General features: G+C 47.3%; 4 protein-coding genes. All 4 read right to left on the bottom strand.

Annotation, left to right across the window (positions count from 1 at the left end):
• Window position 1 precedes the first annotated feature (1 nt).
• The 4 genes from BS617_RS14980 to BS617_RS18185 are packed head-to-tail and all read right to left on the bottom strand — an operon-like array spanning window position 2 to window position 15937.
• Window positions 2-1342, bottom strand: a complete 1341-nt coding sequence (locus BS617_RS14980; RefSeq protein ID WP_075173790.1) for an efflux RND transporter periplasmic adaptor subunit — start codon at window positions 1340-1342, stop codon at window positions 2-4.
• Entirely contained in the window at window positions 1339-2094 is a 756-nt protein-coding gene (locus tag BS617_RS14975; RefSeq protein ID WP_075173789.1) for an efflux RND transporter periplasmic adaptor subunit, read from the bottom strand. The genes BS617_RS14980 and BS617_RS14975 overlap by 4 nt, the downstream gene beginning before the upstream one ends.
• Window positions 2095-2098: 4 nt before the next feature.
• Entirely contained in the window at window positions 2099-3694 is a 1596-nt protein-coding gene (locus BS617_RS14970; RefSeq protein ID WP_170870368.1) for a TolC family protein, read from the bottom strand.
• A 54-nt stretch (window positions 3695-3748) separates the two neighbouring features.
• Window positions 3749-15937, bottom strand: a complete 12189-nt coding sequence (locus BS617_RS18185; RefSeq protein WP_075173787.1) for a VCBS domain-containing protein — start codon at window positions 15935-15937, stop codon at window positions 3749-3751.
• Window positions 15938-16343 lie beyond the last annotated feature (406 nt).

The raw sequence follows: 16343 nt of genomic DNA, 5'->3' as shown, positions 1-16343 counted from the left end.
ACTAGACTCCCAACCAGCTCCGTAAACTCGCTAGGGGACGCCTAAAGAAGTAAAAGAACAGACTGACTTTTTCTCCTTCGATTCTAGCGATACCTCGCCAACCCGCAATAGGGGGGTTATTGCTTTCTAACAGCTTAGCTCGACCTCGGTATGCCACAACACCGCTGGGAGACATTTCTGCGCGATAGTTCACATGTAGCAGCTGAGCATGCATTACTGTGGATGGGTCAACATTCCAATACAGCTTAATGGGAGCACCATCAGGAAGAGGAATGTTATCCGCACTGGGTATCCACAGCTCAACATCTTCACCGTGACTACCTGCTACGGCCATTATCTTTTCACCCAAAGCAACTGGCTTACCTAACCAGTCATTAACTGAACTGATCATGGCTACACCCGTTTGCGGGGCGATGACACTGACACGCTTTAGCTCACCTTGTAAAAAATCAACTTCGCTTTGCGCTTGTTTCACTCGCGCTGCTAACAAAGGCACTTCCGCATTGCTCGCTGGGTTACTCATCGCCTGCTGCAAGCTACGCCGATACTCAGCATCAATAACAGCAAGTGCTTGACGTGATTTTTCAAGCTGACCATAAAGCGCTGAGTCATCTAAGGTCAGTAAAACTTGCCCTTTTTCGACACGCTGATTCGGCTCTACATGAACAGTTTTGATTATCCCATCTAACGGAGCACGTACTAACTGGGTGGCTTTAGGGACAACCTCTGCATCAGATAACACCGTTAAATGCACAGGCCAACACAAGCCAATAAGGATCAAAGCGGCAAGTACAACGCCATACACCCGCTTTTTAGAGGCTGACGGCCCTTTACTTTCGGCTTGGGAAATTACCGGAGCAGCACTAGCCACCCAATGTTGTAACAGTTGTTTTTCAGCCTCTTTCCACAAGCCTTCTCTCAATATCAATAGAGCGCCCAGTGTCTGCCCTCTCCACACCATAGGCACCCAAAGCCCATGCTCAGGCCAATAGCTTGGCCACTCTTGACGAAAGGATTCTGGGTTGACCTGCTCTTTTGATACAACTTGTGGCGAAGTTTGCTCAATAAACAAACCGGATAGAGACTGAACAACTTTTTTGGCCCACAACAAATAAGGCGTTTGGGCCGAAATATCGGGTACTGAAGAATGACTGCTGAGCTGCTGATTGTATACAAACAACATTTGACGAGCTTTCACCAAATAAGCCGTATCATTCACTAAGATATATTCAGCTTCGCGACGATTTTTAGCAGCTAACAGCCTTTTTTGTAACGTCAGCACAGCCGCCAAACGATCGGTTGTAACTGGCGCCTCACGTTTAACATCAATAGCAGCGCTCATTCTGCCCCCGCAGCCACCGCCAAATTGTCATTCGCAAAGTTAACTACGCCACTCATACCCGGTTTAAAGGCATGCTCATCAGGAAGCGTGGGTGTGGCGATTACTTTTAAGGTTTGGCTTACAGGATCAACATTATCAATGATACGGGCTATTTCTCCTTGAACTTGCTCTCCTGTGGTATCCGAGGTGAAAGTTACGGATGTACCTGCTTTCACATAACTTAGCCACTTGGCAGGGATGACCGCTTCAATTTCCATATCCGCTTTACTCACCAAACCAAATAAAGGATCACCTACGGATACATGTTGATGTAAATTAACATCGCGGCTGATCACTTCAGCATCAAAAGGCGCGTTAACGTTGCAGTCGTCTAAGCGAACGCGTACAAGTTTTAGTGCGGCATTGGCTTCTACAACATCAGCTCGAGATAGCTCAACATCCAAACTACTCACATTATCGTACTTAGCGAGTCTCTTATTCACTTTATACTTAGTGTTCGCGGCTGATAACCGAGCGGAGGCAACATTCTCTTCTGCTTTAATTGAACGACAATCAAAAGAGGCAAGCAGATCGCCTGCTTTTACCTCTTCGCCTGCACGCTTCTTAAGCTCTATCACTCTACCTGCTATGGGAGCAGCTAATTGAGTCATGTTCAATGCAGTCAATTGCCCTCTTACCTGAGATTCTTGAGCATAGCTAAGCGACGCTAAACAGCTTAAGAGGACGGCGACTAAAGAATGTTGCTTTCGCATTAGCTTACCCCTCAACCTTAGTTATCGCTATATCATGCGTTTGGCTGCTAAATTGACGCAATTGCTGTTCACTGGGTACTCCTGATGCCCACAGATCAAAGCCTTGAGTAATAACAGAAGCCAGCTCTTCTATGCTGTAATGTTGGTAGTCACTAGGAACGGGGTTAAAACCGACACTCAGCATAAAGTTCCCGTATGCTTCTTGGGCTTCAGCATATGACAGCAAATTGGTAAGCTGCGAATTAACCGCGCGAGCCTCAGACAGTAATGACTCAGTACCTGATATGGCGCTGCTAGCTCGTGCCTGAGAGTTAAAACCCGCTATTTGGTTATCAAGCTCCTCGAACTGTTGAGACAAGTCTAAAGCATCAATTGCATTGCGGTACTGCTGCCAACCCAAATTCACCTGCGCGATAACCCCCATGCTTGCGGCCATACGACGAGCCTCAACCATGTATTCACGAGCTTCATTTTGGTCTTTAATGATCCCCATTGAGAACAAACGCATAATATTCCAACTAATGCGAATACCAGCCTGCCCCCAAGTGCTGTTGTATAAGTAGCTATTACTGTCATAGTTACCAGCGTAAGAGAACTCTAGCCCTGGGAACATTCGTAGCATAGATTTCTTGGCTTCGCGCTGCGCTATTCTCGCATTGTATAACTCACCAATGTAATCAACGTTATTGCTAAGCGCTGTTCTTTCGAGCTGCTCAATATCTACCTGATCAAAGCGTGTTAACTCAGGACGCTTTTTAGGAACACTTAAAGTAACCACTGTACTAGGTGGCTGATTAATAATATTAGCAAGTTCAATTTGAGCGGCATCAACTGACTGCTGAAGACTTTTTAAGTTGCGTGTAATGGAAAGTAGTTTGCGGCGTTCTTGTAAAACAACAACCGGTGCACGAAGCTTTTCTTTTTGTATTTTCTCTAAGTTTTGCAACGCTTTATCTGTTCGCTGTAACAACTCTTCAATTTTTGGCCTAAGCTCTTGAGTTACAGCAGCCTTCCAATACGCCGCGCGCGTTTCTTGCAGTAGCTTAGACATAATATCGCGACGTTCATAACGGGCAATTTCAAAACGATCTGCTTCTTGCTTTGCTTTGAGGTAACTAACGCCAAAGTCCAATGCATTCCATGACAAGCGTAGATCTGCATTACGGCGCGACTGATCAGTCGACGTTGATGGCTCTAGACTCTCGATACCTGTCTCAACTGATTCACTGCTTGAGGCATCAACATTGCTGCGGCTTGTTAAACCAGCATTTGCTGCCAATAGCGGCAACATATCCATTTTTGCTAAGCGGAAACTTTGATCGGCCAATGCTTGCTCCATCAAACGAACCCGGTTGTTCACGTTATACTTGAGCGCATGCGCCATGGCTTCAGCTAGAGTCAACGGTTTCGACAAGGGAGGTGACGCCTCCAAAAACAATGCTTTATCAGCCTCTATCGCTGACTCTATTTCATTCAAAGCCATTGGATCACGTTGGACAGTACTACACCCGGCAATGATTAAAATGCTCGTGCCTAGCACTGCGACTTTACCTACAACTTTCATCGAAACTTTATTAATCGAACCCTGAATAACTTTCATATTTGGCCTAAATAACATAGTTAACATTTTCTTCCGTAGCCTGCTTTTGAGGAACTATCCCTCTTCCTGTAACAATTCCATCAACATATCCAAAGAGTGCGTGAGCTCTTGTTCAAAAGCTCCTTGTCCCGCTGATGCTAGTTGAATGGATAATGACTCTACCGATCCAGACATTTCTTTTGATGCCACTTTAACTGTTGTGTCTCGCCCACTACTTTGTGTAATAGCGACTAGTGGTTCAGAAACTTGACCGGCAACAGTTGAATTATTTGCAAATAATTCGGCAGAGGCTGAAGAAGGGCCTCCATTAGCTTGATCTTCATTGACGAGGTAAATAATAAAACTGGTGCTCGCTTCATTACCGGATTCATCTTCACCCGTGACTTTAACTTCGATTTTTTCAATGCCCTGCGCCAACGCTATGTCGCGCGATATTATGAATGTGCCAGATTCTTCATCGAAATTAATATAGTCAGGAAGAGGACTACCGTCAGGCAACGTCGCCTCTATCGATATATCCTCATTATTTGTACTTTCGAATGCACCAGGCGGTAATGAAAACTTATATAACGATTCATTAACGACGATATCCCGCAAAGCCACTGATAGCTGCACAGGCTCAATGCGGATATTTTGAATAACCTTATCCGTATAGGACTCAATGACCGAGGCCGCCGCTCCTAAATTATTGTCGCTAGCGCTTCCGCCCCCAAAACCTCCTGTACCAGATGAACTATCACCAGTAGATACGTTAGCTTGCGAGTCAGAAGATAAAGGCGCTTGTTCAACCGGCTCCGACGCAACGTGCGGCTCAGCATCACCTTCGATAGTGATGATCAACTGGCTAATAACAGCTCCACCTTGTGAGTCGTTAACCGTAAACGCAAACTGATCAATGCCTGTTTCGCCAAAATTAAGCGACTGTAATGCTACCGATGTGCGGGTTTGCTCATAATGCCATGTGCCATCAGACGAAATGCTCAACACACCGTAAGTGCCTACAACTTCCACCGTTTCCCCAACAGGTATCGTTAGGGAGTCAATCTGGCTGATGCGCAAATCATCACCGTCTAGGTCAACCTGAATTACATTGCCTTGATCATCAAATAGCACATTACCTTCAGCTTCTCTTACTCTATCCTCAATTAATGTAGCCGTTACATCCGTGGTAATGGGTTCTAGGTTAGCCACTTGAATCAACAAGGTGGATTCAAAAGTACCACCTTGCTCATCAGTAACGACAATGGTTACGGAATACTCACCTGCCTCTGTCGCATTTCCACCCGTGGAAGCATCAGCGCGCAATTGGCCGCTAATAACACCGGTTTCAGGATCAATAACCAGCCCAGACGGCAAACCAATAGCTTGGTAGCTAAAGACCGCCGCATTATCTTTATCGTTGAAAGCCCCTGAAATATCGATGCCATTTACTACCTCAGAATCATTCAACTGCTGAGAAAGTACGGCAGTATCATCAAGGTCCGTGCTTGCTTCTGGAAGGTCATTAGTGCCAACCAGTGTTACTACAATAGGGTGCGTATTGGAGTTACCCTGACTGTCTGTAACACTGACGGTATAAGTAAGAACGAGCTTTTCGCCAGCGGCTAAGTAATCAAAAGTTTGTTCAGCGCTATCAAAACTCCACCCCAGCGTTCCCGCTTGCGTGTCACTGTCGATTACCAAGTCCGTTACACTCAACATCGCTTGCAGTTCAGCATGGCTCAGTCCATGCGTATCACCAACTACCGCGACATTCTCAACGGCTGCCACAATGGAGTCGCTCGTATCCTTATCAAAAATACTCAACTGCCCTTCGGTTGATAAAGGCTCATTGGTTTCTGTTAGCTCCACTTCTGCAGTGTCGCCGTTCTCTACGGTAATGCTTGGCGCATCTTTAGCACCATTAATAGTAATAGTAACCCGCTGCTCACTTGTTGCACCGTGGACGTCTTCAACTGTCACGGTATAACTAAGCACTAACTGCTCCCCTACAGCTAAGTGATCAAACGCAATATCTTGGCTATCAAAATTCCACTCTAAAACCTCATTTTGCGAACCGTTCTCGATAACGGTTGCTGTCACATCTAACATAGCCAGTAAATCATCTGGCGAGTATGTGTGCGTATCGCCAGTCGTTTCAAGGTGACTGACACGAGCGATCACTTCGTCTGTCGTATCAAGGTCAGTGACCGATAGAGTCCCTTTGCTTTGTAGGCCTTCATCGGTTTCTGTTAACTCTGCAGTCGCACTATCAGTAGGGGTTAAGGTGATTTCCGGCTCATCATTAGAGCCTTCAATAGTCAAGGTAACAAGCTGTTGACTAGTCGCGCCTTGTGCATCAGTCACACTGACTGTGTAGGTCAAGACAAGCGGCTCGCCATCAGCCAGATGGTCGAAGGTGGCTCCTTGACTATCAAAGTTCCACTCCATCACCCCTGCTTGGCTGCCAGAGCCGATGACAACATCGGTAACGGCCAACATATCTAACAACTGAGCAGGGCTGTAAGGGCCTGTATCACCAGAGGTTGATACACTATCCACCTCCGCGGCAACCGCTTCGCTTGTATCCAGATCCCCAACGCTGATTTGGCCGTTGTCTACCAAACCACTATTGGTTTCGATCAAGGTGCTATTGACTTTGTCGCTCGCATTTACGGTTATCTCAGGTGCATCGTTAGTGCCGTTAATCGTGAGCGTGACAGTTTGAGTGGCTTGCGCGCCTTCGCTGTCTTCAACCAGCACGTTGTAGGTCAGCACCAGTTGTTCGCCTTCGGCGAGGTAATCGAAGGTGGTGCCGGCACTGTCAAAGTCCCATTCAATTATGCCGTTTTGGGTCGTACCGTCGATTACGTCGCTGGTAACGGTCAACATGCTCAATAGATCGGCATTGCTGAGTGTGTCTAGCTCACCCGTGGTGGTTAAACTGTCCACACTGGCCGCAACAGTGTCGGTGGTATCGAGGTCTGTCAGGCTCAATTGGCCACTGTCAGTTAGCCCCGCATCAGTTTCGGTGAGGCTGCTTACAGCTGTATCACCGGCATTTACCGTAATCTCAGGAGCATCGTTAGTGCCGTTAATCGTGAGTATGACCGTTTGGGTGTCTTGCGCGCCTTCGCTGTCTTCAAGCAGCACGTTGTAGGTCAGCACCAATTGTTCGCCTTCGGCGAGATAATCAAAGGTGGTGCCGGCACTGTCAAAGTCCCATTCAATTATGCCGTTTTGTGTCGTACCGTCGATTACGTCGCTGGTGACGGTCAACATGCTCAATAGATCGGCATTGCTGAGTGTGTCCAGCTCACCCGTGGTCGTTAAGCTGTCCACGCTGGCCGTAACGGTATCGGAGGTATCGAGGTCTGTCAGGCTCAATTGACCACTGTCAGTTAACCCCGCATCAGTTTCGGTGAGGCTGCTTGCAGCTGTATCACCGGCATTTACCGTGATCTCAGGTACATCGTTAGTGCCGTTAATCGTGAGGGTGATCGTTTGGGTGTCTTGCGCGCCTTCGCTATCTTCAACCAGCACGTTGTATGTCAGCACCAGTTGTTCGCCTTCGGCGAGGTAATCAAAGGTGGTGCCGGCACTGTCAAAGTCCCATTCAATTATGCCGTTTTGTGTCGTACCGTCGATTACGTCGCTGGTGACGGTCAGCATGCTCAATAAATCAGCATTACTGAGTGTGTCCAGCTCACCCGTGGTCGTTAAGCTGTCCACGCTGGCCGTAACGGTGTCGGTGGTATCGAGGTCTGTCAGGCTCAATTGGCCACTGTCAGTTAGCCCCGCATCGGTTTCGGTGAGGCTGCTTACAGCTGTATCACCGGCATTTACCGTGATCTCAGGTGCATCGTTGGTACCATTGATGGTAATGGTGAGTAATGCACTATCGTTACCACCTTGACCATCCGTGATGCTATAGGTGAATACCTCTGTGAAGGACTCACCATCAGCTAGGGCCTGTACAGCAGCAAGCGTATTATCCACTTGATAGGTATAGGCCCCATCTGCACCTACGCTCACAACGCCATAATTACCCGAAAGGCCCGTATCCACGGCTGTTGTTGTCGCTACATGAGTGCCGAAACCAATACCCGTCACATTGAGGGTATCATCATCTCCGTTTTGCTCACCATCGCTTACATCGCCCGGCTGTACCGCCGTGATCACATTACCAGTGACAGCGGTAACATCTGTAGATGCTTCACCTTCATTTACACTAGCTGCATCGTCCTGTGCCATAGGAGCAACATTAGATACAACCCATTCGAAGCTCGATTGTGTCTGTGTTGAGTTTTCATCAGTTGCCGTAATAACGACATTATAAACACCGTTACTAGCCGCACCATTAATGGAGGCATCGCCATCCACTTGGCCACTGATAACACCGGTTGCGCTATTAAGCGTTAAGCCTGCGGGTAAATCAGCAGCGCTATAGGTTAGCACTGCACCGTTATCAACATCATCGAATAGCCCGGAGATATCAATATCACTAATTGTTTCGCCATCATTGGCTGTCTGGTTGGACAAGCTACCGACCGTCACAGGTACATCATTAGTGCCATTAATAGTGATGGTTAATGTGGCTTCGTCTGTTCCGCCTTGGCCATCGCTGACTTGGTAAGTAAATACATCGTTCAAAGATTGGGACGTATTTAACGCCTGAATACTAGCTAATGCATTATTGACCGCATAACTATAACTACCATCAAGCGAGACACTCAACGTACCGTAAGTACCTACAATATCTGTATCACCCGATATCGCTAATGGTGTCGCTTCCCCAGCCACCCACGCATCTGAACTTAACGTATCAGCGTCGGCGCCGCCATCTTGGTCGTTCTCTGCACTTGTTGGTGAGGTGATGATGACATTCCCAGCAACCGTCGTGCTATCGGCTGACTCTACGCCTTCATTGACACTAGCCGTATCATCATTCGCCGTTGGATCAACATTACTGACTGTCCATGTAAACACAGCTTGCTCTGTCGCTGAGTTATTATCTGTAGCCGTCAGTGTGATTTGATACTGACCTGGTGTTGCCGTATTTCCACCTTGTGACGCATTTGGCGCGATATCACCAGAGATCACACCCGTTGCTGTGTTGAGCGATAACCCCGCAGGCAGGACATCCACGCTATAAGAGAGCGTGTCAGAGGTATCAGGATCAAGGAAATAGGTGCTGATATCGTATGAAACAGACGCTCCATCAGAGTCTGTTTGCGCAGCAGGCGTTGTTGCCACAGGCGCATCATTAGTCCCTGTTACCACAACACTCAATAAAGACGATGAAGTCGCGCCCTGAGAGTCGCTGACTAATACAGCCAGGGTAGTCGTTGCCGTTTCGCCTGCAGCCAGATAATCAAAGTCAGTGCCTGGATTAAAGCTGTAGCTGCCATCGCCCGCCACCGTAAAAGTACCGCCTGTACTTCCAGATACCGGTGAGTTCAGGTTATTTGTATCATTATCAACCTCGACAACCGATAACGTGTCGCCACTATCGACATCAGTATCGTTACTTAATAGACCTACATTGACCGGTACGGTTAGCGTCGCATTTTCAGAAGTTGCCCCGCTGTCATTATTGGCTTCCGGTGTATCATTAACGCCCGTCAACGTAATAGTAACCGTAGTTGTTGTGGTGTTATCCGCACTGGTTACAGTAAAAGTATCCGTCCGTGTATCCCCTTGAGCGATGGTTTGAATACTCGTTTGGCTGTTATCAGCGCTGTAGTTCCAAGCACCGTTTTCATCCACCGCCAATTGCCCATACGTTCCGGTTAAGGTTTCCGCTACAAATTTATCTTCACCGGCATCACCATTAGTTCCAGCGACAAGTGTGCCAGACGTCGTCAGTGTTGCGGCATCATCTTCAACAACATCTCCAGTATCAGGGGTTAATACGGGAACATCATCCGTCCCTGTAACTGTTACCGTTAATGTAGTTGTAGCCGTTACACCATCCGCATCCGTGACTTGATACGTAACCTGCGTATCAATTTGCTCTCCTACTTTTAAATATTGGAAATCTGAGCCGGGTGAGAATGTATAATCACCATTGGATTCGAGAACAAAGACACCGCCGTTATCTCCAGCGACATTTTCACTGACTAGGCCTGCATTGCCGTTTACAGCATTGACAGTTAAGGACTCTACATCAGGATCCGTATCGTTTGTGAGCACATTGCCAGACGCATTTGTGTCTTCATTAACCGTATTTGTATCAGCCTGAGGCGTCGGCGTGTCATTAGTATTTTGAACCTGTAAGAAGCCGCTTAGCGTATTAGAATTTGCAGAGCTTGGGCCACCCGAAGTGTTGTTATTGTTTCCGTCATTGACGACAAGGTTATAACCACGCACATCGGTATTGGGTGCATCCGATGTATTTGAGAAACGAATAGCCTCTACAATAGTGACAACTTGTTCAGCTGTCGTACCACTAGCTAACTGGATGACTAACTGCCCTGTCGTCGGAGCGGAGGTGGATTGCACGCCCGTTAACCCGCTATCTACCAGCAGCTGATCCGCCGTACTTGCATCCGCAATATTGACTGTTATTGAGCCGCCGCCAAAATCATCGCTACCCAGTACTGCATCAATATCTGATAAGGTAACATTACTAAATAAGTTTTCCTCAGCAGATCCTGTACCTTGTCCTGTATTTTCTATTGATACTATTGGCGTTGTGGAGCCTCCGGTGTCTCCCGCCACCACTGGCGCATCATTTACCGGATTAACCGTGATTTTCGTAACACCAGGGCTTGCTGAATCAGACCAGGTGCCCGTAGCAGAATAGGAAACATCTACCAACTGACCGTTCTGAGCGGTTTGATCACTATCCGCCACCACATACGACAAGCCAGATACAACACCATGAAAGTCTGCTGCGGGCACAAAGCGTATTTCAGCATCAGGCGCTAGCACCAACGCGCTGGTCGTTGTTACAGCAGAGCCGACAGCTACCCAGCCTCCACCGGTGTTATACTGCCACTCGCCCTGAGAAGCAGGGGTGCTATTGTCTATTAGTGCTATACCGCCGAGGCTCGATGCATCACTCCCGTTATTAACGGCCGTATCAGATTGCCCGTCTGTCCCGTCATCATAGCCAGGACCATAAAGTGCCAAAACTGATGTGCCACTAGGCGTGGAGTCTTCGGCAATGTCAGCTAGGTCTGCCGAGCTAACTGTAATAGTTGGTGGGTCATTCACCGCATTGACATGGATACCGACATTAGATGTCGCGGCCGACCAGACACTTTCATCAGCACCAAGATCCCCTGTTGTACTTAAATTATAAGTATCAGTCCCGCCGCTGCTTGTGCTTATCGTTGGCTGGCTGTTATCTCCCAAGCGGGTCGTCAACTCTCCGGGCTCGCCATTAAAATCGTCGGCCGGTAAGAAGCGCACTAAGGTATCAGCCGTAACAATAACCGCGGCGCTATCCGAAGCGCTGGTACTGATTGACGTCCAACTACCGCCCACAAATACCTGCCACTCCCCTTGTTCGGCGGTGGCGGCATTGCCTGTTATTGCAATAAACGAAAGCGCAGTAGCTTGAGAGCCGCTTGACCCTCCATTGTTAGCCGTTTGGTCATCGGTGGCATCCGAGTAGTTACCGGCCAAGAGAGAAGTAAAAGTCTCGCCAGCTGGGGCTGCTATCCCTTCGTTCTCATCTGCCAGAGTAACATCTACTCCTGTGTTATCAGGTCGGTCATTTACGTTATTAACGGTAACTGCCACAGCAAGTGTATCGTTTAAAGTGCCGCCATCACCGGTGTTACCGCCATCCGTGACGGTAATGGTTAACGTATCGCTCCCGAAGTAATCAGCGTCAGGTGAGTAACTCGTCGCTGCTAGTAAGGCGTTTAGCTCAGCAAGCGAGGCAGCATTCAGTGTTAACGTCCGCGAATCACCACTTAGGGTTCCGTTACCGCTGCTATCTGCTAGTGTCCCTTCTGTGACGGTAATGCTGATCGTCATACTACTCGTATCAAAATGGTCAGCATCACTGATGGTATAACTTGATAACGAGAAACTTTGATCCTCATTCATCGCAAACGTTGCATCACCATTCACAACTGGAGCATCATTGGTATTACTAATATCAATTGTGATAGCGCCGGATTCTGTGAGCGCATTCGACTGATCTGTTGTTTGATCACCGTTTGCCAAATCTGAATAGACGATATTAATCACCGCGGTATCGTCAGCATCAGGGTCAGTCGGTGCAAAATTCAATGTTGCTAATTTCGCGTTAATATCCGCTAAGGTGCCCGTCAATGTTAGCGTGCTTGCGGCTGCTTCTCCTGTAACCGAAATAAGCCCACCAGCGTCCCCAGCATTTTGTGAAACGCTCAAAACTACTTCTTGGTTTGCGTTATAGGTGCTTTGACCTTCATCATTAATATCGGCAATGCTCACACCGGTAATATCAATGTTCGTGCCTGTATTCAGGGTAAAGTGATCATCGGTTATGTTTAACTGTGGCGCGTCATTAATAGCGGTAATAGTGAGAGAAGTAGACTCTGAATCACTTAACGAAGAACTCGCTCCGTGAACGTCGCTATCCGTTACTGTAAGTGTCAGAGTTTCTGTCCCATTATCTTGATCATCTGGCGTATACAGTACTTGAGCCAAAGCCGCATTAACTTGATCAACAGTCCCGGTCAATGTGATGTCTGTCGTTCCATTACCTGTGACAGCCACGCCTGAGTTCGTTGTAGATAAGCTACCGGCAGTGACAGCTACAGTAGCAGTGACTTGTTCATCAAAACTGTCCACATCAGAAATAGAAAGCCCCGTTAACAGTGTTGGGGTGTCTTCATTCACCGTTTGCGCAGCAAGGGTTACAACCGGCGCATCGTTCACTGTAGAAGTAACGAGATTTACCGAGGCACTCGAAACATTGTTGCTTTGCGAAACGGCACTGCCATCATCATTGACTGTGCCGCCATTCGCCGCTGAGCTGTTTGCTTGTAAACGGTCATCAGCGTCCAGCACTAGCACCAACGCTGAATCCAAATCATTGCTTGCCGAGACACCTAGCCCTGTTAACGCTGCTTGCAAATTGGCCAATGACCCTGTTAACGTGATTTGTGTATCAGTACCTGGCGTCCCCGTCACGGTTAAGCCTGTAACATCATTGAGTGTAATTGATGCATCTGCATTAGAAATTTGAGCATCAGCACCGTCATTCAACGTCAAGGTAACGGTTAACTCATCCGTTTCACCTGCGCCCACACCTAAGCCTGAATCGGCATCATTAATATCCACATCTGATAGGGTAAATGCGCCTCCCAGATCCAGCACATTACTGGTTACAAACGAATCGTTAGGTTGATTAGCCGTAACTTCGGCAGCATCGTTACGTGCTTGGACTTGAATATCAAAAGTACCAACAGCGGTTGTTAATGGCCCATCACTCACTTCAAAAGTAAACTGGTCGGAGCGCGTTTCTGAGCCATCATGCTCATAGCTAATGAAACCATTATCGATATCATCCTGAGTAAACGTACTGCCAACAATGAGTGTTTTCCCATTGAATAAAATGCGTCCGTTTTCCGTAAGATTAATTATCTTGAAAGTGGATTGGCGAGTGCTGTTATCAGAGTCTATCGCTGTTAGATGGGATGAGGTGATCACCTGCTCATCGCCCTCACCAACCACTAGAATTTCATTGGCGGTAGTTTCGGTATTTCCATCACTGTTAGTAATAGACTGATCAGGGTCAGTTGATGTTGCTGCAATAATTGGCGCATCATTAAACGCTGAAATTTCTAAAGTAACTGTGCCCGTGTCTGATTGATTGTTTGCCGCTGGGTCGGGTGAGCTCGTATCGGGCTCTAATGGATCAGCCGCCGCAGTTAAATCATCACGTACAACATAGGTAAAACTATCAATAAGGTTTGCAGATGCATCCCCGCCACTATGTTGATATCGAATACCACTGGTTCCCCCATCAACAGAGCTGGACAGGATGCTCTGTTCATACCACGCCCCGTCTAGTGTGATAGTTTCCCATGCAGAGCTTGACGTGTTCCAACGCTCCAAGACACCATCTTCGGGTAAGGCTGTAATTTGAAACCAAAGAACGTCAGTACCGCCTTCGCTATTTGGGTCTTCACCCGCGTCTAAGGTACTTAGCGAACCATCTTCGTCAGACATTTCTATATCTGATAAGCCTATTCGCACTATTCCGTCGTTTGTAGCGGTCGCTTCGGTCAGCTCTACTGTAGTTTCACCAACATCCGGAGTGTCGTTAATGGGATATGCGTTTAAGGTAAAGCTTCCAGTTCCTTCATAATTACCACCATTAGTGACAATGAACGAGAAACTACCGTGATGATCTTCACTACCATTATGCTCGAAAGTAATTCGATTGTTATCTATGTCGTCTTGAGTAAACGAGCCATAAGCTTCAATTGCATTGCCGTCCAAGTACAACGTACCGTTACTGGGTAGGCTACTGACACTGTATACAACCTGTGTGGCGGGAAAGGTATAAGTGTTCGCGGTGAGCGTATAGGAAAGATCGGCACTGGTGATGGTTATAGTGGCTGCTTCATCAAAGTTAGCCCTACCCTGGTTTACAATAGTATCGCTGATGGCTGGTGTAGCATAATCGGCTGGGTCTCCTGTGGTTGACCCAATAATAAAGGTTAACGACCCCGTTTGTAGGTTACCTTCACTGTCTCTCCAGGCACCAGCCTCCCCCGCATTGTCAAACGCGCGGTATTCTGAATCTGACAACGTAAAACTTAGCCCCGTATCAGTTGAGCTGCCATCTGTCGACGTTTGCACATAACGTACTTTACCATCGGCAATATCAGCCACGCTAAAAACGCCACCAACCGGTAGTGCTACCCAATCCGGGACAGCCACTGTTCCTTGATTTAGCTGGATTTGACCGAAGTCAGGTTCAGAGGCAACACTAAAGACGAGCTGCTCATTCGTACTGTCTGGATCAGTAGCGGTTAAATCATCCAGTGTTAGCGTGACACCTGTGTTACCCGTATCAACGGCGTTAATTGGATCGCCTGTTACTACCGCTATGGGGTCATCATTATTCTCAGTAATGGCAATGGTGACATCACGCGACGTTGTAATCTTAGCTCCGTCGCCCTCACCACCACCGTTATCGGTTATTTGAATGGTAAAAACTGGCGCTACAACATTTGGCTCATCGCCATCGTGAGCAAATGAAAGCAATGCCAACTTATCAGCTGAAAATTGTGCGGCAGCATCACTAACGGAGCTTATTTCTTCGCCCGCATCAACAATGCCATCATTATCGCTGTCTAAAAATAAAACACCGCGATCGGTCAGCCCAGATATATCCGTTATTGCCACTTGAGCGCTACTGGACGTGTCAGCATGTCCTGCTTCAGCATCACTGTAACTTAAACCTAAAGAAGTTGTTTCTCCTTCAAACTGCTCTGGCTCCCCCGTTATTTCAGGGGCGGTATTGAGCGGCAGCAAGTTAACCGACAAACTGGCTGCAGCCTCTCCACCAGCACCATCAAGCACTCTGATATCAAACGAGTCACTATCGCCAGAGGCCACATCACTACCATCATGCACATAGGTCAAACTCGCTAATTGCGACGCGTCTAATGTAGAACCGGGAGCAACAGGAGACCCGCTAAAGTATAACCGTCCATTAGTCGGTAATGAGCCTATCTCTATGATCAGTTGGTCATAACCTTGCTCACCTGACTCAATATCAGGGTCACTTAACCCTAGTGCTTCAATTGAAAATGTGACTGTTGAACTTTCTTGGACCTCTAAAGCAGGATTAGAAAGTATTGGATCATCGTTCACAGGGGTTAACGCAATATTGTAGGTCGCTTGGTCTCGGTCCGTAGCACCTTCCTTTAAAACCATAGCCACAGACAAGTCACCCGTATAGTTACTACCCGGCTGAACCTGAACCCCTGCAAGCGCTGTATTAATTTCCGATGCGGTGCCTGTTAGAGTTAATTGAGTACCTGCATCACTTCCACCTTGCAAGAAAAGGCTACCCGCTGAAATGGCATCTGTATTTAGGGTTAAACGCAGCGAATAATTATCCGAGCCATTCTCATCACTAATAGCAACACCCGCGAGTGCGACAGCGGTGTCTTCCTGACCAGAAGCGGTTGCTACAGACCCATCACTATTAACATCCACATTCGTATTGTCAGTTAATGTCACTGCAGCCGCTGCATCTAAAAGTAAGCGGGACTCTAAAGAAAGCAAGTCGGTCTTTTTCATAATCAATACTACCTGGCAATTAGGTTCAACGTGATGCGTCACAAAACAATGTATAGAAGTGTAGTTAAAACGTGTCGGCCTACAGGCTTAAAACTGAATAATTTTCAAAAAATTATTAAATGCTAATTGCTAAGATCGAATCAGTAATCCGTGTTACTTAATACACGGTTAATAAGAGCCAATTACTTGTAAAATAAGGGATTAAACTAAGGTTAATCTTGTTGTGTATTAAATACGAGGCCGGAAAGGAATTCCGAACTCACTAACAAACTGGAGAATTTTTAATGCAGATCCCTTCGCTCAAAACGGTTTTATCTTCAATTGTCATTCTTTCATCGCTTACTACATTGCCAGCGTCAGCCGCTTCAGCCTGTAAAGGCATCTCACAAAGTGCTTGCGACAATTC

Source organism: Neptunomonas phycophila (genome assembly GCF_001922575.1).
Taxonomy (GTDB): Bacteria; Pseudomonadota; Gammaproteobacteria; order Pseudomonadales; family Balneatricaceae; genus Neptunomonas; species Neptunomonas phycophila.
Note: the sequence above shows the minus strand (reverse complement) of the source record. Positions and strands in the feature narration are given on the sequence as shown.

Excerpts from the sequence above, each read along its gene's own strand:
- BS617_RS14970 (WP_170870368.1), bottom strand. The coding sequence starts at position 3,694 with ATGAAAGTTATTCAGGGTTCGATTAATAAAGTTTCGATGAAAGTTGTA.
- BS617_RS18185 (WP_075173787.1), bottom strand. The coding sequence starts at position 15,937 with ATGAAAAAGACCGACTTGCTTTCTTTAGAGTCCCGCTTACTTTTAGAT.
- BS617_RS14980 (WP_075173790.1), bottom strand. The coding sequence starts at position 1,342 with ATGAGCGCTGCTATTGATGTTAAACGTGAGGCGCCAGTTACAACCGAT.
- BS617_RS14975 (WP_075173789.1), bottom strand. The coding sequence starts at position 2,094 with ATGCGAAAGCAACATTCTTTAGTCGCCGTCCTCTTAAGCTGTTTAGCG.